The 19,331-nt window shown below is 53.5% G+C and carries 16 protein-coding genes; 14 read left to right on the forward strand and 2 right to left on the reverse strand.

The annotated features are described in order from the left end of the window. The first annotated feature begins 240 nt into the window (after positions 1 to 240). The gene (locus NNO08_RS19490; RefSeq protein WP_271457372.1) at positions 241 to 759 is read left to right on the forward strand and encodes a hypothetical protein; all 519 of its coding nucleotides are present in this window, start codon (positions 241 to 243) and stop codon (positions 757 to 759) included. 275 nt (positions 760 to 1,034) lie between these two features. Here the strand turns inward: NNO08_RS19490 and suhB are convergent, their stop codons facing one another. Then, positions 1,035 to 1,838 carry an inositol-1-monophosphatase gene (gene suhB, locus NNO08_RS19495; protein ID WP_271457373.1) on the reverse strand — a complete coding sequence of 268 codons (804 nt, stop codon included), beginning with the start codon at positions 1,836 to 1,838 and terminating at the stop codon, positions 1,035 to 1,037. 118 nt (positions 1,839 to 1,956) lie between these two features. Here suhB and trmJ point away from each other — a divergent pair, with 118 nt between their 5' ends. The 11 genes from trmJ to sseB all read left to right on the forward strand — a co-directional run bounded on the left by trmJ (position 1,957) and on the right by sseB (position 10,814). Beyond that, a complete protein-coding gene (gene trmJ, locus NNO08_RS19500) occupies positions 1,957 to 2,688 on the forward strand; it encodes a tRNA (cytosine(32)/uridine(32)-2'-O)-methyltransferase TrmJ (protein WP_271457374.1) in 732 nt (243 codons plus the stop codon). Positions 2,689 to 2,930: 242 nt separating this feature from the next. Further along, positions 2,931 to 3,422, forward strand: coding sequence for a Fe-S cluster assembly transcriptional regulator IscR (gene iscR / locus NNO08_RS19505; RefSeq protein WP_005120405.1), 492 nt, complete (start codon positions 2,931 to 2,933; stop codon positions 3,420 to 3,422). A 167-nt stretch (positions 3,423 to 3,589) separates the two neighbouring features. After that, on the forward strand, positions 3,590 to 4,804 hold the full coding sequence (iscS, locus tag NNO08_RS19510) for a cysteine desulfurase (RefSeq protein WP_271440688.1): 1,215 nt from the start codon (positions 3,590 to 3,592) through the stop codon (positions 4,802 to 4,804). 25 nt (positions 4,805 to 4,829) lie between these two features. Then, entirely contained in the window at positions 4,830 to 5,216 is a 387-nt protein-coding gene (gene iscU, locus NNO08_RS19515; RefSeq protein ID WP_002913991.1) for a Fe-S cluster assembly scaffold IscU, read from the forward strand. A gap of 20 nt (positions 5,217 to 5,236) precedes the next feature. Continuing rightward, complete coding sequence (gene iscA / locus NNO08_RS19520) at positions 5,237 to 5,560, forward strand: iron-sulfur cluster assembly protein IscA (protein ID WP_003835203.1); 324 nt, start codon at positions 5,237 to 5,239, stop codon at positions 5,558 to 5,560. 108 nt (positions 5,561 to 5,668) lie between these two features. Next, entirely contained in the window at positions 5,669 to 6,184 is a 516-nt protein-coding gene (gene hscB, locus NNO08_RS19525) for a co-chaperone HscB (RefSeq protein WP_271440689.1), read from the forward strand. Positions 6,185 to 6,199: 15 nt separating this feature from the next. Beyond that, a complete protein-coding gene (gene hscA, locus NNO08_RS19530) occupies positions 6,200 to 8,050 on the forward strand; it encodes a Fe-S protein assembly chaperone HscA (RefSeq protein WP_271440690.1) in 1,851 nt (616 codons plus the stop codon). A 1-nt stretch (position 8,051) separates the two neighbouring features. Continuing rightward, positions 8,052 to 8,387 carry an ISC system 2Fe-2S type ferredoxin gene (gene fdx, locus NNO08_RS19535; RefSeq protein ID WP_003037690.1) on the forward strand — a complete coding sequence of 112 codons (336 nt, stop codon included), beginning with the start codon at positions 8,052 to 8,054 and terminating at the stop codon, positions 8,385 to 8,387. Between the two features lie 11 nt (positions 8,388 to 8,398). After that, positions 8,399 to 8,599, forward strand: a complete 201-nt coding sequence (gene iscX, locus NNO08_RS19540; protein ID WP_003037694.1) for a Fe-S cluster assembly protein IscX — start codon at positions 8,399 to 8,401, stop codon at positions 8,597 to 8,599. Positions 8,600 to 8,660: 61 nt separating this feature from the next. Further along, entirely contained in the window at positions 8,661 to 9,944 is a 1,284-nt protein-coding gene (pepB, locus tag NNO08_RS19545) for an aminopeptidase PepB (protein WP_271457375.1), read from the forward strand. A 93-nt stretch (positions 9,945 to 10,037) separates the two neighbouring features. Further along, positions 10,038 to 10,814: an enhanced serine sensitivity protein SseB gene (gene sseB, locus NNO08_RS19550; protein ID WP_271457376.1), complete on the forward strand. Its 777-nt coding sequence runs from the start codon at positions 10,038 to 10,040 to the stop codon at positions 10,812 to 10,814. Positions 10,815 to 10,912: 98 nt separating this feature from the next. Here sseB and sseA read toward each other — a convergent pair whose 3' ends face one another. Further along, positions 10,913 to 11,758, reverse strand: coding sequence for a 3-mercaptopyruvate sulfurtransferase (gene sseA, locus NNO08_RS19555; RefSeq protein ID WP_271457377.1), 846 nt, complete (start codon positions 11,756 to 11,758; stop codon positions 10,913 to 10,915). A gap of 206 nt (positions 11,759 to 11,964) precedes the next feature. Between sseA and NNO08_RS19560 the strand changes: the two genes are divergently transcribed. Together NNO08_RS19560 and pbpC are read left to right on the forward strand one after the other, a co-directional pair. Then, positions 11,965 to 16,899, forward strand: coding sequence for an alpha-2-macroglobulin family protein (locus tag NNO08_RS19560; RefSeq protein ID WP_271457378.1), 4,935 nt, complete (start codon positions 11,965 to 11,967; stop codon positions 16,897 to 16,899). Then, positions 16,900 to 19,212: a peptidoglycan glycosyltransferase PbpC gene (gene pbpC / locus NNO08_RS19565; protein WP_271457379.1), complete on the forward strand. Its 2,313-nt coding sequence runs from the start codon at positions 16,900 to 16,902 to the stop codon at positions 19,210 to 19,212. Positions 19,213 to 19,331 lie beyond the last annotated feature (119 nt).

Consider the following 19,331-nt stretch of genomic DNA (forward strand, 5'->3'; position numbering starts at 1 on the left):
ATAATATTCTTGGTGAATAATAAAATAATTATAAACACATCTTGAATAATGGGGTGAATTAGGTATAGTCGTCGCTGCTTTTACAGCTTTATTTGGAATTGAAAAAGCAACGCATAAAACGAGATTGTTACATTTTTGCTTGTAAGAAATAAAGTTTATTTGGTGGGATATAATATTATCCGTGTGACCTTATTGCTATATTTAAATCTAATTATTTTCAATCTGAAAAGGATTTTATAGATGAATATCTATACAAAAACAACTGCACATGGCTTTAACGACCTCACTGATTTTAACGATGGCACGTTAAATAATTGGATGCCACGCTTACCCGAGTATAATGATAAAGGGCAATTAAACTGGGCTGTTGCAAAAGAAATGGATGAATATCATTCATTTGACAATAATGTACTGTATATCCCAACCAGAGATAACGATAACGCGGGCACTGTTGTCAGCAAAAAATACGAACTTGATGAAAGCCGTGTTTACGAGTTTTCTGTTACTGTTTTCCGCTTAACGAGTATTACATCACCTCAACTTTCTTTACGTGTAGGTTTCAGTGGTAAAGATTGTGCTGATGATGTTATTTTGTGTCAGGGAGAGCCTGTTGCGACACAGGAAACGACAATGGTTTGCTATTATCAACCAGGTAAGCACGGTAATTATCTCAAAATTCATAACAGTGTAGCGACTGGTATAGGTAATGACTATGCAATCATTGCCATTGGGGTCAAGGATGTTGGTGGTGGTTGTTAATAATTAATGAAGTTATACCTTAAAAAAAGCAAAACACCGTGTATTACGGTGTTTTGCTTTTTTTAATCTAAGAGCAAATTAGTCGGTTATTAATGTTGTTGGGTAATGTCTTCCTTTAAGGTTGTTGTAGCGATCTTATCCGGCTTATATAACCTTACCTCCCTAAATGTGGGAAGTCGTCGTATAAAAACGGGCAGGGAAAGTAACGCGCTGAGGGGGGAGGAAAATGCCACGAAGAGGTACGGCGGACGAGAAGCCCCATCCGCCGAAAAGACTTAGCGCTTCAGCGCGTCGCTCAGTTCGTCACGCATGTTAGCCAGCATGGCTTTAACGACGCGCGGGTTACCAGCAACAATGTTGCCAGTCGCCATGTAGTTATGACCACCGGTAAAGTCGCATACCAGTGAGCCAGCTTCACGGGCAATCAGTTCACCTGCGGCAAAATCCCACGGGCGCAGGCCAATTTCAAAATAACCATCAACGCGTGCAGCGGCAACGTATGCCAGATCCAGCGCAGCAGAACCCGTGCGACGGAAGTCCGCGCATTCGGTGAACATGTTGCCGAGGATTTTCATATAAGAAGCGGCGTGCTGCTTCGCTTTGAACGGGAAACCGGTGGCGATGATGGTGCCATCCAGATCGCGAGCCGTGCTGCCGCGCAGACGGTAGCCGTTCAGCTGTGCGCCCTGACCACGAGTCGCGGTGAACAGTTCGTTACGCATTGGATCGTAAACAACAGCGACTTCAGTACGACCTTTGATGCGTACTGCGATAGATACCGCGAAATGCGGCAGACGTTTTACGAAGTTGGTAGTGCCATCCAGTGGATCGATAACCCATTGAACATCCAAATCTTCACCAACATGTTCACCGCTTTCTTCGGTGATGATGGTGTGCTGTGGGTAAGATTTGCGGATCGTTTCGATAATAATCGCTTCGGCGGCTTTATCGACGTTAGTCACGAAATCATTGCTGCCTTTCTGGCTGGTTTCTACAGAGTCTGGGGTTTCGTAGTGTTTGGCAATTACATTACCCGCCTTGCGCGCTGCGCGCACGGCGATGGTCAGCATCGGATGCATCGGTCTCTCTCACTGGATGTTAAAGAACGGGAAAACGGCGCAGAGTATAGCAGCGAGTTCGGATTATGTCTTCGTTTTATGATAATATGGTCGAATAATCTTTAGCCGAAGAAATACAATGCTGCAAAATATTCGAATCGTGCTGGTGGAAACGTCTCACACTGGCAACATGGGCTCTGTTGCCCGCGCAATGAAAACGATGGGTTTAACCAATCTGTGGCTGGTAAATCCATTAGTAAAACCGGACTCCCAGGCTATCGCTCTGGCGGCTGGCGCCAGTGATGTGATTGGCAGTGCGCAAATCGTCGATACGCTCGATGAAGCACTGGCGGGTTGTAGTCTGGTTGTCGGAACCAGCGCACGTTCCCGCACGTTGCCGTGGCCGATGCTGGATCCGCGTGAGTGTGGCTTAAAAAGCGTTGCTGAAGCGGCAAATACGCCGGTGGCGTTGGTTTTTGGTCGTGAACGCGTTGGTCTGACTAACGAAGAACTGCAAAAATGCCATTATCACGTCGCTATTGCCGCGAACCCGGAATACAGTTCGCTCAATCTGGCAATGGCGGTTCAGGTCATCTCTTATGAAGTCCGCATGGCCTGGCTGGCAACGCAGGAAAACGGTAAAGCAACTGACTATGAAGAAACCCAGTATCCACTGGTCGACGATTTAGAGCGTTTTTACGGTCATCTGGAACAGACACTGCTGTCGACCGGGTTTATCCGTGAAGGCCATCCGGGGCAGGTGATGAACAAGCTGCGTCGTCTGTTTACTCGCGCACGTCCAGAGAGCCAGGAACTGAATATCCTGCGCGGGATTTTAGCGTCGATTGAACAACAGAATAAAGGGAAGTAACCTGTCTTTACGCCGGATGGCGCTTCGCTTATCCGGCCTACAGGCCGCACGATTTGTCGGCCGGATAAGCGAAGCGCCATCCGGCAAACGAATACCGCACGGAACGCAAAATACCTGACTAAATTAGTCAAGTAAATAGTTGACTGATTTAGTCGGGAATGTCAGACTTGCCCCTGCTATGCAATACCCCCATTTTACAATAAAAAACCCCGGGCAGGGGCGAGTTTGAGGCTAAGTAAGACATGAGACTGACATCAAAAGGGCGTTATGCCGTGACCGCAATGTTGGACGTTGCGCTCAACTCCGAAACGGGCCCGGTACCGTTGGCTGATATTTCTGAGCGTCAGGGCATTTCCCTGTCGTATCTGGAGCAGTTGTTCTCCCGTTTGCGTAAAAACGGTCTGGTTTCCAGCGTACGCGGACCAGGCGGCGGATATCTGCTGGGTAAAGATGCAGGCAGCATCGCAGTAGGTGAAGTTATTAGCGCTGTTGACGAGTCTGTAGATGCGACCCGTTGCCAGGGGAAAGGCGGTTGTCAGGGCGGCGATAAGTGCCTGACCCACGCGCTGTGGCGCGATCTTAGCGACCGCCTGACCGGTTTCCTCAACAACATTACGTTGGGCGAACTGGTAAATAATCAGGAAGTCCTCGATGTGTCTGGTCGCCAGCACACGCATGACGCTCCACGCAGCACCCGTACGCAAGACGCTATCGACGTCAAACTGCGTGCCTAATAAAAATTACGCACTATCTTCTGCTTGCATCAAGGCAACCAGCAAGATGAAGCGTAAAAAGTATTTCAGAATCAGGCCGGGATGTCAGACATCCCGTTAACTCGGTCGTACATCCAGCCGGTTGCCTGATTCCTTGCATTGAAGCGATGTACGGAGTTTATAGAGCAATGAAATTACCGATCTATCTCGATTACTCCGCAACCACGCCGGTGGACCCGCGTGTTGCCGAGAAAATGATGCAGTGTCTGACCCTGGACGGAAACTTTGGTAACCCAGCGTCTCGTTCACACCGTTTCGGCTGGCAGGCTGAAGAGGCGGTAGATATCGCCCGCAACCAGATTGCCGACCTCGTGGGCGCTGACCCGCGTGAAATCGTCTTTACTTCCGGTGCGACTGAATCCGATAACCTGGCGATTAAAGGTGCAGCCAACTTTTATCAGAAAAAAGGCAAGCACATCATCACCAGCAAAACCGAACACAAAGCCGTGCTGGACACCTGTCGTCAGCTGGAGCGCGAAGGGTTCGAAGTCACCTACCTCGCCCCGCAGCGTAACGGCATTATCGACCTGAAAGAACTTGAAGCGGCGATGCGTGATGACACCATTCTCGTGTCCATCATGCACGTGAACAACGAAATTGGCGTGGTACAGGATATTGCGACGATCGGCGAAATGTGCCGCGCGCGTGGCATCATCTATCACGTTGATGCAACCCAGAGTGTAGGTAAACTGCCTATCGACCTGAGCCAGCTGAAAGTGGACCTGATGTCCTTCTCTGGCCACAAAATCTATGGCCCGAAAGGTATCGGCGCGCTGTATGTGCGTCGTAAACCGCGTATCCGTATCGAAGCGCAGATGCACGGCGGCGGTCACGAGCGCGGCATGCGCTCCGGTACGCTGCCTGTTCACCAGATTGTCGGTATGGGTGAAGCTTACCGTATCGCCAAAGAAGAGATGGAAACCGAGATGGCGCGTCTGCGCGGTCTGCGTAACCGTCTGTGGAACGGTGTGAAAGACATGGAAGAGGTATACCTCAATGGTGACCTCGAGCATGGCGCACCGAACATTCTCAACGTCAGCTTCAACTTTGTTGAAGGCGAGTCGCTGATTATGGCGCTGAAAGATCTGGCGGTATCTTCCGGTTCTGCATGTACCTCTGCAAGCCTGGAACCTTCCTACGTGCTGCGTGCACTGGGGATGACTGACGAGCTGGCACATAGCTCAATTCGTTTCTCTTTAGGTCGTTTCACTACCGAAGAAGAGATTGACTACGCCATCAATCTGGTTCGTAACTCCATCGGCCGTCTGCGCGACCTTTCTCCGCTGTGGGAAATGTTCAAGCAGGGCGTGGATCTGAACAGCATTGAATGGTCACATCACTAATCGGTACCGATAAGGAGAATTCATCATGGCTTACAGCGAAAAAGTAATCGATCATTACGAGAATCCACGTAACGTGGGTTCTTTTGACAACAGCGACGAGAACGTGGGCAGCGGCATGGTGGGTGCACCGGCCTGTGGCGACGTGATGAAGTTGCAGATCAAAGTCAACAATGAGGGTATCATTGAAGACGCGCGTTTCAAGACTTACGGCTGCGGTTCCGCTATTGCCTCCAGCTCTCTGGTTACCGAATGGGTAAAAGGGAAATCTCTGGATGAAGCACAGGCGATTAAAAACACCGATATTGCCGACGAACTTGAACTGCCACCGGTGAAAATTCACTGTTCTATTCTGGCTGAAGACGCGATTAAAGCCGCGATTGCGGATTACAAAAGCAAACGTGAAGCAAAATAATTAAGAGTTGAGGTTTTATTATGTCGATTACCTTAAGCGACAGTGCAGCAGCGCGTGTAAATACCTTCCTGGCGAACCGCGGTAAAGGGTTTGGTCTGCGTCTGGGCGTGAGAACCTCCGGCTGCTCAGGTATGGCCTATGTACTGGAATTTGTTGACGAGCCGGCGGCTGAAGATACCGTGTTTGAAGACAAAGGCGTAAAAGTCGTGATCGACGGAAAGAGCCTGCAATTCCTCGACGGTACGCAGTTAGACTTCGTCAAAGAAGGTCTGAACGAAGGGTTTAAGTTCACTAACCCGAACGTGAAAGACGAATGTGGATGCGGCGAAAGCTTCCACGTGTAACGCGCTTACTGATAACCCCACCGTGGTCGCCTGCGCGTGGGGTTTGTTTTACCTGACTCTCTGGTTTTGCCTCATCGAACAACAGAGAATCGATGCCCTGAGAATGTTATGGACTACTTCACCCTCTTTGGCTTACCGGCCCGTTATCAGCTCGATACTCAGGCGCTGAGCCTACGTTTTCAGGATCTACAACGTCAGTATCATCCTGATAAATTCGCCAGCGGTTCTCAGGCGGAACAACTTGCTGCAGTTTCGCAGTCCGCCACTATCAACCAGGCCTGGCAAACGCTGCGTCATCCCTTGATGCGCGCCGAATACTTACTGTCTTTACACGGCTTTGATATCAGAAGTGAACAGCACACGGTGCGCGACACTGCCTTCCTGATGGAACAGCTGGAGCTGCGTGAAGAACTGGACGAAATTGAACAGGCAAAAGACAGTCAACGACTGGATGCGTTTATGAAACGTGTCAGCGACATGTACAATGTTCGCCATCAATTGATGGTAGAACAGCTGGATAGCGAGACGTGGGACGCGGCGGCAGATACCGTGCGTAAGCTGCGTTTTCTCGATAAACTGCGAAGCAGTGCAGAACAACTCGAAGAAAAACTGCTCGATTTTTAATTTCCGGAAGCGAAAATGGCCTTATTACAAATTAGTGAGCCTGGTCTGAGCGCTGCGCCGCACCAGCGTCGTCTGGCGGTAGGCATCGATTTAGGCACCACCAACTCCCTGGTTGCGACCGTACGCAGCGGCCAGGCCGAAACGTTGGCCGACCACGACGGTCGCCACCTGTTGCCGTCAGTGGTTCACTATCAGCAGCAGGGCTACTCAGTCGGTTACGATGCGCGTGCTAACGCGGCGCTGGATACGGCAAATACCGTCAGTTCGGTAAAACGCATGATGGGCCGCTCGCTGGCGGATATTCAGGCGCGCTACCCGCATTTGCCTTATACGTTCCAGGCGAGCGAAAACGGTCTGCCGATGATTGAAACTGCTGCTGGCTTACTCAATCCAGTACGCGTCTCTGCTGACATTCTGAAAGCGCTAGCCGCGCGGGCAACCGAAGCGCTGTCCGGCGAACTGGATGGCGTGGTGATCACCGTTCCGGCCTACTTTGATGATGCTCAGCGTCAGGGCACGAAAGATGCTGCGCGTCTGGCGGGCCTGCATGTACTGCGTCTGCTGAATGAACCGACCGCTGCCGCGATTGCCTATGGCCTGGACTCCGGTCAGGAAGGCGTGATCGCAGTCTACGATCTTGGTGGCGGTACGTTTGATATTTCTATTCTGCGCCTGAGCCGTGGCGTGTTTGAAGTGCTGGCGACCGGTGGTGATTCCGCTCTCGGCGGCGACGATTTTGACCATCTGCTGGCCGACTACATCCGTGAGCAGGCGGGTGTTGCCGATCGCAGCGACAACCGCGTACAGCGTGAACTGTTGGATGCCGCGATTGCCGCTAAAATCGCGCTCAGCGATGCGGACTCTGTCACCGTTAACGTGGCGGGATGGCAGGGTGAAATCACCCGTGAAACCTTTAATGAACTGATTTCCGCACTGGTTAAGCGCACGCTGCTGGCTTGCCGCCGCGCACTGAAAGATGCCGGCGTTGAGGCGCAAGACGTTCTGGAAGTGGTGATGGTTGGTGGTTCAACGCGCGTGCCGCTGGTGCGTGAACGCGTCGGCGAATTCTTTGGCCGTACGCCGCTGACCTCGATTGATCCGGATAAAGTCGTTGCCATCGGCGCGGCTATTCAGGCCGATATTCTGGTTGGCAATAAACCGGACAGCGAAATGCTGTTGCTGGACGTTATCCCGCTGTCCCTGGGACTGGAAACCATGGGCGGTCTGGTGGAGAAAGTGATTCCGCGTAACACCACGATTCCGGTGGCACGGGCACAAGATTTTACCACCTTTAAAGACGGGCAAACGGCGATGTCGATTCACGTGATGCAGGGCGAGCGTGAGCTGGTGCAGGACTGCCGTTCGCTGGCACGTTTTGCACTGCGCGGCATCCCGGCACTACCTGCGGGTGGGGCGCATATCCGCGTGACCTTCCAGGTGGATGCTGATGGCCTGTTGAGTGTGACCGCCATGGAGAAATCCACCGGCGTTGAATCCTCCATCCAGGTCAAACCGTCCTACGGTCTGACGGACAGCGAAATCGCCTCTATGATTCAGGATTCGATGAGTTTTGCCGAGCAGGATGTAAAAGCGCGTATGCTGGCAGAACAAAAAGTCGAAGCAGCACGTGTACTGGAAAGCCTGTCCGGTGCGCTCGCTGCTGATGCCGCGCTGTTAAGCGCCGCAGAACGTCAGATTATCGACGCCGCCGCCGCGCATTTGAGCGAGGTTGCACAGGGCGACGATGTTGACGCTATCGAACAAGCCATTAAAAACGTAGACAAACAAACCCAGGATTTCGCCGCTCGCCGCATGGACAAATCTGTCCGTAGCGCGCTGAAAGGCCATTCTGTGGACGAGGTTTAATATGCCAAAGATTGTTATTTTGCCTCATCAGGATCTCTGTCCCGATGGTGCCGTTCTGGAAGCTGAGACTGGCGAAACGATTCTCGACGTTGCCCTGCGTAACGGCATCGAGATTGAACACGCCTGTGAGAAATCCTGTGCCTGTACGACCTGTCACTGCATCGTACGTGAAGGTTTTGATTCTTTGCCGGAAAGCACAGAAGAAGAAGACGACATGCTGGATAAAGCCTGGGGTCTGGAGCCGGAGAGCCGTTTAAGCTGTCAGGCCCGTGTCACCGAAGACGATTTAGTGGTCGAAATCCCACGTTACACAATCAATCATGCACGTGAGCATTAACAGAGGGTAGTATGGGACTGAAGTGGACCGATAGCCGCGAAATCGGCGAGGCGTTGTACGACGCGTTCCCCGATCTCGATCCCAAGACCGTTCGTTTCACCGATCTGCACCAGTGGATCTGTGACCTGGAAGAGTTCGATGATGATCCTCAGGCATCGAACGAAAAAATCCTTGAGGCCATTTTGCTGGTCTGGCTGGACGAAGCCGAATAAGTCAACGGGCTGCCCACGGGTGGCCCGTTTTCCTGTATGCGCGAAAATAAGGATAAATAAAATGACAGAAGCCATGAAAATTACGCTTTCCACGCAACCCGCCGATGCCCGCTGGGGTGAAAAGGCGACATACAGCATTAATAATGACGGCATTACCCTGCACCTGAACGGAAAAGATGACCTCGGCCTTATCCAGCGTGCTGCGCGTAAAATCGACGGCCTGGGTATTAAACACGTTCAACTGGACGGTGAAGGCTGGGATACCGAGCGCAGTTGGGCATTCTGGCAGGGCTATAAAGGGCCGAAAGGCAGCCGCAAAGTTGAGTGGGCTGCTTTGGATGAGGCGCAGCGTAAAGAGCTGGATAACCGTCTGAAAATTATCGATTGGGTGCGCGATACCATTAACGCCCCGGCGGAAGAGCTGGGCCCGGAACAACTGGCGCAGCGTGCGGTTGATCTGCTGTGCTCTGTCGTATGCGATAACGTCTCTTACCGCATCACAAAAGGTGAAGATCTGCGTGAGCAGAACTACATGGGACTGCATACGGTTGGACGCGGTTCTGAACGTCCGCCGGTGCTGCTGGCGCTGGACTACAACCCAACCGGCGATAAAGAAGCGCCGGTTTATGCGTGTCTGGTCGGCAAAGGCATCACCTTTGACTCCGGCGGTTACAGCATCAAACAAAGCGCATTTATGGACTCAATGAAGTCCGATATGGGCGGTGCGGCAACCGTAACTGGCGCACTGGCATTTGCTATTACTCGCGGTCTGAGCAAGCGCGTGAAACTGTATCTGTGCTGTGCGGATAACCTGATTAGCGGTAATGCCTTTAAACTGGGCGATATTATTCACTATCGCAACGGTAAAAACGTTGAGGTGATGAACACCGATGCAGAAGGTCGTTTGGTTCTGGCGGATGGCCTGATTGACGCCAGTGCGCAGAAACCGGAGCTGATTATTGATGCCGCCACGCTGACGGGTGCAGCGAAAACAGCACTGGGTAATGATTACCACGCGCTGTTCAGCTTTGATGACCAACTGGCTGCTCGCCTGCTGGCAAGTGCTGCACAAGAAAATGAGTTGTTCTGGCGTCTGCCCCTGGCGGAATTCCACCGTAACCAGCTGCCGTCTAACTTTGCCGAGTTGAATAACACCGGCAGCGCGGCCTACCCGGCTGGCGCAAGCACTGCGGCGGGCTTCCTGTCCCATTTCGTGGAAAACTACCAGCAAGGCTGGCTGCACATCGACTGTTCTGCAACTTATCGCAAAGCGCCGGTTGAGCAGTGGTCTGCTGGCGCAACTGGTCTGGGTGTGCGCACAATTGCGAACTTGTTAACCGCTTAATTATGTAGGCCGGATAAGCGTTAGCGCTATCCGGCAAGATAACGGCGGGGGCGCTTCGCTTGCCCGCCCTACATGCATCTCTATTGTGATCCTATGTCTGAAACAAAAAACGAATTAGAAATGTTGCTGGAACAAGCAGCGACAGAGCCAGCGCACCGTCCGGCCTTTTTCCGCACGCTGCTGGAGTCTACTGTCTGGGTACCGGGTACTGCCGCAGAAGGTGAGGCGGTCGTTGAAGACAGTGCGCTGGATCTGCAGCACTGGGAAAAAGAAGACGGCACGACGGTGATTCCGTTCTTCACCTCTCTGGAAGCCCTGCAGCAGGCCGTGGAAGATGAACAAGCGTTTGTTGTAATGCCGGTGCGCACATTGTTTGAAATGACGCTCGGCGAAACACTGTTTCTCAATGCTAAGCTGCCGACGGGCAAAGAGTTTATGCCACGCGAAATCAGTCTGCTGATGGGGGAAGAAGGCAACCCTCTGAGTACCCAGGAAGTACTGGAAGGCGGTGAATCGCTAATTCTCTCCGAAGTTGCCGAACCGCCCGCACAGATGATTGACTCGTTGACCACGCTGTTTAAAACCATTAAACCGGTGAAGCGCGCATTTCTCTGCTCAATTAAAGAAAGCGCGGATGCTCAGCCGAACCTGTTGATTGGTATTGAAGCCGATGGCGATATCGAAGAGATTATTCATGCTACTGGCAGCGTTGCAACTGACACGTTACCGGGCGATGACCCCATTGATATTTGCCAGGTGAAGAAAGGTGAGAAGGGCGTCAGCCACTTTATTACCGAGCACATTGCACCGTTCTATGAACGCCGCTGGGGCGGTTTCCTGCGCGACTTTAAGCAGAATCGGATTATCTAAAAGACCAGGCCGGGTGGCGACGCATACGTCTTACCCGGCCTGGGATGTGCGCTATTTTGTAGGCCGGATAAGCGAAGCGCCATCCGACATTTCCAGCTTTATAATACCGGTTCTACCGGTAAATCACTCCGCGATCCCCATTCGCTCCACGCACCGTCATACAAGGACACATCAGGAACATCCAGCGTGGCAAGCGCCAACACGACGACGGCAGCCGTCACACCGGAACCGCAACTGGCAATGATTGGTCTGTCAAAGCTTACGCCGTGGCTAAAGAAAATCGCATCCAGCTCATCGGTGGTTTTCAACTCTCCGTCACGTACCAGTTCTGTCCACGGCACGTTCAGTGCTCCTGGAACATGACCGCGTTTCAGGCCTGGACGAGGTTCATCAACCTGGGCATTAAAACGTGCCGCCGGGCGGGCATCGACGATCTGTGCCGTTTTTTCATGGCTGGCCAGCAGCACATCGGTCACGCGTACAACCTCTTCAGGCGCGAATGCTGTATCAAATTCACCTTCAGGCAAATCAACGTTTCCTGTCTGCAGGGGGAGCTCATCACGCTGCCAGCCAGCTAAACCGCCAGCCAGAATTGAGACATTCTCAACGCCAAATGTCCGCAGCATCCACCATGCCCGTGGAGCAGAGAACAGGTTACCTTCATCGTATATCACCAGGTGTTTATCCTGGTACACGCCTAACTCGCGCATGGCGACGGCGAAAGCTTCCGGGCGCGGCATCATGTGCGGAAAGGGCGAGGTGTGGTCAGAGAGGGCTTCAATATCAAAAAAGACAGCGCCAGGAATGTGGCCTGCACGATATTCCTCGCCAACATTGGGATCTTCCTGGCCTGGAGGTGCCATCCGGGCATCAAGAATTTGTATTTCCGGGTCGTCGATATGTTCGACAAGCCAGTCGGCAGCGACAAAGAAGGCGGTAGTCATAGGCATCTCCATTTTTACCAGGTTTCGGCAAATTGTCGGATGTTTACTGTAAAGCGACAAGTAAAAGAGGCTGATTTGTCAGGCCGAACCACATTAATCATTAAAATTCAGACAACATCATTCGCTTGCCGACTTCCACCGTAAGAAATCTGACGCATAATAGTTGTACTACGTAGCTAACAGGCCACTGCGGCCAGGGATGAAAAATGAAATATATTCGCGTAGCGGCCTGCATGCTGATGCTGGCCCTGGCAGGGTGCGATAATAATAACGATAAGCCGCCAACAGCGGCGAAAAATGATGCGCCAGCCCCGCAGAGCGCACCGGTAAAAGATCCGGCGCAATTACAAAAGCTGATACAGCAGAGTCAGGGCAAGTCGCTCACATTGCTGGATGCCTCTGAAGTTCAGCTTGATGGCGCAGCAACTCTGGTCCTGACTTTCTCTATTCCTCTCAATCCCGAACAAGATTTTTCCCGCGTCGTGCACGTTGTCGATAAAAAAAGCGGCAAAGTGGACGGAGCCTGGGAGCTGGCGCCGAATCTGAAAGAGCTGCGTTTACGCCACCTTGAACCCAACCGCGAGCTGGTGGTCACCATTGAGCGTGATTTGTTGGCATTGAATAAAGCGACGTTTGGTATTGAGTATGAAAAAAATATTACCACCCGCGATGTTCAGCCCAGCGTAGGGTTTGCCAGTCGAGGCTCGCTACTGCCGGGCAAAGTGATCGAAGGATTACCGGTGATGACGCTGAACGTTGATAGCGTAGATGTGAACTTCTTTCGCGTGAAACCTGAATCGCTCGGTGCCTTTGTCAGCCAGTGGGAATACCGTAACGCATTGTCCAACTGGGAATCAGATAACCTGCTGAAAATGGCGGAACTGGTGTATACCGGGCGCTTTGATCTCAATCCAACGCGTAATACCCGAGAGAAACTGTTGCTGCCGTTGAGCGATATCATGCCGCTGCAGCAGGCGGGTGTGTACGTGGCGGTGATGAATCAGGCCGGGCATTACAACTACAGCAATGCCGCGACGTTATTTACGCTCAGCGATATCGGTGTCTCTGTCCACCGTTACCACAACCAACTGGATGTTTTCACACAAAGCCTGGAAAACGGTGCTGCGCAACAAGGGATTGATATCACCTTACTCAATGAGAAAGGGCAGACATTGGCGCAAGCCACCAGTGATGCGCAGGGGCATGTAAAGCTTGAAACTGATAAAGATGCGGCTTTATTGCTGGCGCGAAAAGATGGGCAAACCACATTGTTGGATTTGAAACTCCCGGCGCTGGATCTGGCCGAGTTTGATATTGCCGGTGCGCCGGGCTACAGCAAGCAGTTCTTTATGTTTGGTCCGCGCGATCTCTATCGTCCTGGTGAAACGGTGATCCTCAACGGATTACTGCGTGATAGTGACGGAAGAACACTGCCCGATCAGCCCATTAAGCTGGAGGTCGTGAAGCCTGACGGGCAGGTGCTACGTTCGGTGGTCAGCCAACCTGAAAACGGTCTGTATCGCTTTAGCTGGCCGCTGGACAGCAGTGCGCCAACCGGTATGTGGCATATTCGGGCTAATACCGGCGATAACCAGTCGCGGATGTGGGATTTCCACGTCGAAGACTTTATGCCGGAACGAATGGCGCTCAATCTCGCTGCGGAAAAGACGCCCGTGGCGCCGGCGGATGACGTGACGTTTTCCGTTGTGGGCTACTACCTGTATGGCGCACCTGCCAACGGTAACGCCCTGCAAGGCCAGCTTTTCCTGCGGCCGCTGCGTGAAGCGGTGCAGGCGCTACCGGGATTCCAGTTCGGTAATATTGCTGAGGAAAACCTGTCCCGTAGCCTCGATGAAGTTCAGCTTACGCTAGATGCACAAGGTCGCGGTGAGGTCATCGCCAGTAGCCAGTGGCAAGAAACGCATTCGCCGCTGCAGGTAATTTTGCAGGCCAGTCTGCTGGAGTCGGGCGGCCGTCCGGTGACCCGTCGGGCAGAACAAGCTATCTGGCCTGCGGATACGCTGCCGGGTATTCGTCCGCAGTTTGCGGCGAAAGCCGTGTATGACTACCGCACCGATACCACCGTAAATCAGCCCATCGTTGATGAAGACAGCAATGCCGCTTTCGATATCGTGTATGCCGATGCGCAAGGCGAGAAAAAAGCGGTAACCGGTTTGCAGGTGCGTTTGATCCGTGAACGTCGGGATTATTACTGGAACTGGTCTGATGGCGAGGGCTGGAAATCACAGTTTGACCAAAAAGATCTGGTTGAGGGTGAGCAGACGCTGGATCTTAAGGCCGATGAAACCGGTAAAGTTAGCTTCCCGGTAGAGTGGGGCGCATACCGCCTCGAAGTTAAAGCGCCAAACGATACGGTCAGCAGTGTACGCTTCTGGGCGGGTTATAGCTGGCAGGATAACAGCGACGGTAGCGGAGCGGTCCGTCCCGATCGCGTGACGTTGAAACTGGACAAACCTAATTATCGTCCCGGCGATACCATGAAGCTGCACATTGCTGCGCCAGCAGCGGGTAAAGGCTATGCGATGGTGGAATCGAGTGAGGGTCCGCTGTGGTGGCAAGAAATCGAGGTGCCTGCAGATGGTCTTGAGCTCTCTATTCCGGTCGATAAAAGCTGGAACCGCCATGATTTGTATCTCAGTGCGCTGGTGATCCGCCCTGGTGACAAATCCCGTTCAGCAACGCCTAAACGTGCGGTTGGACTGCTGCATTTACCGCTGGGGGATGAGAATCGTCGGCTGGCGCTGGCGCTGGAAAGCCCGGCGAAAATACGCCCGAATCAGCCGCTGACCGTCAAAATTAAGGCCAGTATTAAGAATGGTGAAGTGCCAAAGCAGGTGAATGTGCTGGTCTCTGCCGTTGACAGCGGGGTCCTGAATATTACGGATTACGTCACGCCAGACCCGTGGCAGGCATTTTTCGGGCAAAAGCGCTACGGCGCGGATATTTATGATATTTACGGCCAGGTGATCGAAGGTCAGGGGCGTCTGGCGGCACTGCGTTTTGGCGGCGATGGCGATGAGTTAAAACGCGGCGGAAAACCACCCGTCAATCACGTCAATATCGTCGCACAACAGGCTCTGCCGGTTACGCTCAACGAGCAGGGTGAAGGCACAGTGACGTTACCGATTGGTGATTTCAACGGCGAGCTGCGGGTAATGGCGCAGGCCTGGACGGCGGATGATTTTGGCAGTAGCGAAAGTAAAGCGGTCGTTGCCGCCCCGGTGATTGCTGAATTGAATACCCCGCGTTTCCTGGCCGGGGGCGATACGTCGCGACTGACGCTGGATGTAACTAACCTGACAGACAAACCGCAGACGCTGAATATCAAGCTTGCCGCCAGTGGATTACTGGAACTGATGGGGCAAGATCCGGCACCCGTGAATCTGGCACCAGGCGTACGTACCACGCTGTTTGTTCCGGTGCGTGCTCGGGAGGGATTTGGCGAGGGTGAAATTCAGGCTGAGATTTCAGGTCTGGAACTGCCTGGCGAAACGTTCTCTGCTTCACACAAGCAATGGAAGATTGGCGTACGTCCGGCGTTCCCGGCGCAAACCGTCAATAATGGCGTTGCGCTCCAGCCGGGTGAAACCTGGCAATTGCCGGGTGAAGAGTTGGTTAATTTCTCACCGGTGACAGTGCAGGGACAACTGTTGTTCAGCGGTAAGCCGCCGCTAAATCTGGCGCGCTACATCCGTGAACTGAAAGCCTATCCTTACGGTTGCCTCGAGCAAACCGCCAGCGGACTGTTCCCGTCGTTATATACCAATGCCGCGCAGCTGAAAGCGCTGGGCATAGCAGGCGACAGTGATGATAAACGCCGTGCGGCAGTAGAGATCGGGATTTCCCGGTTGCTGCAGATGCAGCGTGATAATGGTGGGTTTGCATTGTGGGACAAGAACGGGCCGGAAGAGTATTGGCTGACAGCCTACGTTATGGACTTCCTCGTGCGAGCAAACGAACAAGGTTATAGCGTACCGACAGAGGTGATTAACCGGGGGAATGAACGGTTGCTGCGCTATTTGCAGGATCCGGGCATGATGTCGATTCGCTATACCGACGATACCTCAGCAAGTCGCTTTGCAGTACAGGCTTACGCAGCACTGGTGCTGGCTCGCCAGCAGAAAGCCCCGCTCGGCGCACTACGTGAAATCTGGGAGCGTCGTGCACAAGCGGCGTCTGGTTTGCCGCTGCTGCAACTGGGTATTGCGCTGAAAAACATGGGTGATGCGAATCGCAGTGAACAGGCGTTGACGCTGGCATTGAATACACCACGCCGCGATGCGCAGCAATGGATGGCGGATTACGGTAGTCAGCTGCGCGATAATGCGCTGATGCTGGCATTGTTGGAAGAGAATAAGCTCAAACCTGATGTGCAGAATACGCTGTTGAATACGTTGTCAGAACAGGCCTTTGGTCAGCGCTGGCTCTCTACTCAGGAAAATAATGCGTTGTTCCTTGCCGCGCGTACGCTACAGGATTTACCTAGCACGTGGCAGGCGCAAACATCACTCTCTGAACAGCCGTTAGCGGGTGAGAAATCACAAACCCGGAATCTGGATGCCGACGAGCTGTCCACGCTGAGCGTCACGAATACCGGTAATCTTCCGCTGTGGCTGCGTCTGGATGTCAGCGGGTATCCGCAAACCTCACCGACGCCTGCCAGCAACGTCCTGTATATTGAACGTCAGATCCTGGGGCTGGATGGTCACAGCAAATCGCTGGACTCTCTGCGCAGCGGCGAACTGGTGCTGGTTTGGCTGACGGTGAAAGCCAGCCAGAACGTGCCTGATGCGTTAGTCGTTGATCTGCTGCCCGCCGGACTGGAACTGGAAAACCAGAATCTGGCCAACGGTAGCGCCAGCCTGCAGGATAGCGGTAGCGAAGTGGCGAATCTGCTCAATCAGATGCAGCAGGCGGATATTCAGCATGTGGAGTTCCGCGACGACCGTTTTGTTGCGGCGGTGGCAGTCAACGAAGGACAACCGGTCACGCTGGTGTATCTGGCGCGGGCGGTAACGCCGGGAACATATCAGATTCCTGTGCCGCAGGTGGAATCAATGTATGTTCCGCAGTGGCGTGCGACCGGTACGGCAGAGGGGCCACTGATTGTCAGACCGTAAATGATGCACCGGTTGGGGAAACGCGGCTGCTGGCTCTGGCTGGCCGCCGTTATGCTATTACTTGTGGCGGCGGTTTGGTCGGCAGATAAAATCTGGCCGCTGCCGCTTCATGAAGTCGATCCTGCGCGTGTCGTGGTGGCGTACGATGGTACACCGCTATGGCGTTTTGCCGATGTGGACGGTATCTGGCGCTATCCGGTCACAATTGATGAGGTCTCGCCGCGATACCTCGACGCGTTAATCAATTATGAAGATCGCTGGTTCTGGAAACATCCCGGTGTTAATCCGTTTTCGGTGCTGCGCGCGGCGTGGCAGGACCTCTCATCCGGGCGTGTCGTCTCGGGCGGCAGTACGCTCACCATGCAGGTGGCACGTTTACTCGACCCCCACCCACGCACCTTTGGCGGTAAGTTCCGCCAGCTCTGGCGCGCGTTGCAGCTGGAGTGGCACCTTTCCAAGCGCGATATCCTGACGCTGTATCTGAACCGTGCGCCGTTTGGCGGCACGCTTCAGGGGGTGGGGGCAGCAAGTTGGGCATATCTGGGCAAATCGCCCGCACAATTGAGTTACTCTGATGCCGCACTATTGGCTGTTCTGCCGCAAGCGCCGAGTCGTCTGCGCCCGGATCGTTGGCCAGATCGCGCCGAAGCTGCGCGCAATAAAGTGCTTGAGCGTATGGCGACGCAAGGGATTTGGCCCGCGAAGCAGGTACAGGAGTCGCGTGAAGAACCAGTCTGGTTAGCTCCCAGACAGATGCCACAGTTAGCGCCCTTATTCTCGCGCATGATGCTGGGAAAAAGTCGAAGTGACAAAATAGTGACCACGCTGGATGCCGGGCTGCAACGTCAACTGGAAGAGCTGGCGCAAAACTGGAAGGGGCGGCTTCCTGCGCGCACTTCGCTGGCGATGATTGTGGTCGATCATACCGATATGAGCGTGCGTGGCTGGGTGGGGTCGGTAGATATGAATGACGACTCCCGCTTTGGTCATGTGGATATGGTGAACGCGATTCGTTCTCCGGGATCGGTGCTGAAGCCATTTGTTTATGGCCTGGCGCTGGATGACGGATTGATTCACCCGGCTTCGTTGCTTCAGGACGTGCCGCGTCGTACCGGGGATTATCGTCCAGGGAATTTTGATAGTGGCTTTCATGGCCCGGTGAGCATGAGTGAAGCGCTGGTACGTTCGCTAAATTTACCCGCAGTTCAGGTGCTTGAAGCTTATGGACCGAAGCGTTTTGCCGCAAAATTGCGTAATGTGGGTTTGCCGTTGTACCTACCCGCAGGAGCTACGCCGAATCTGTCGTTGATCCTGGGCGGTGCGGGGGCGAGACTTGAAGATATGGCGGCAGCATACAGTGCGTTTGCCCGTCATGGTAAGGCGGGCAAACTGCGTTTGCAGCCGACAGATCCACTGCTGGAGCGCCCGTTGATGTCAGCAGGCGCGGCGTGGATTATTCGTCGGATTATGGCTGACGAAGCGCAACCTCTCCCGGATAACGCGCTGAGCAGAGTGGTTCCGCTGGCATGGAAAACGGGCACCAGTTATGGCTATCGTGACGCATGGGCAATCGGCGTTAATTCACGTTATGTGATAGGTATCTGGACCGGCCGACCCGACGGTACGCCGGTGGTCGGGCAGTTTGGTTTTGCCAGCGCCGTTCCTCTTTTAAATCAGGTGAATAATTTGCTGCTGGCGCGGGGAAGCGCTCAGCCGGAGGATCCGCGTCCTGATTCGGTTAGCCGCGGTGTGGTGTGCTGGCCTGGTGGACAATCTCTGCCGAATGGTGATGGTAACTGTCGTCGTCGTTTAGCCACGTGGCTACTGGACGGTAGCCAACCGCCAACGTTGCTATTACCCGAACAAGAAGGCGTGAGTGGCATTCGTTTTCCTGTCTGGCTGGACGATGAGGGAAAACGCGTTGCAGCGGATTGCTCGCAGGCTCGTGAGCAAACATTAATCGTCTGGCCGTTGCCGCTGGAACCCTGGCTACCGGAATCAGAGCGTCGGGGCGCGAGGTTACCGCCGGTTTCTACAATCTGTCCGCCGCTGGGGCAGGATGCTTCATTACCGCTGCAGTTGACAGGTGTGCGCGATGGCGCGATTGTGAAGCGTTTACCCGGTATTCAACAGGCTTCATTACCGGTGCAAACCAGCGGTGGGACAAGTGAGCGCTGGTGGTTTCTTAACGGTGAACGACTGGATGAGCGCGGGCGTCGTCTTACCCTGCGACTCACAGTAAAAGGGGATTACCAACTCCTGGTGATGGATGACGCGGGACAAGTGGCGACGGTGAGATTTTCTTTGCAATAGACCAGGTTGAGATGTTTTGTTGCTAAAAATCATCTTATTTTAAAGAAATGTTACCTTCGTCAATAGTCAACGGCCAGGATGCTCTTTATAATCCGCGCCAGGTAAACCATAACAGAACA

The sequence above is a fragment of the Citrobacter sp. Igbk 17 genome (assembly GCF_028069775.1).
GTDB lineage: Bacteria > Pseudomonadota > Gammaproteobacteria > Enterobacterales > Enterobacteriaceae > Citrobacter.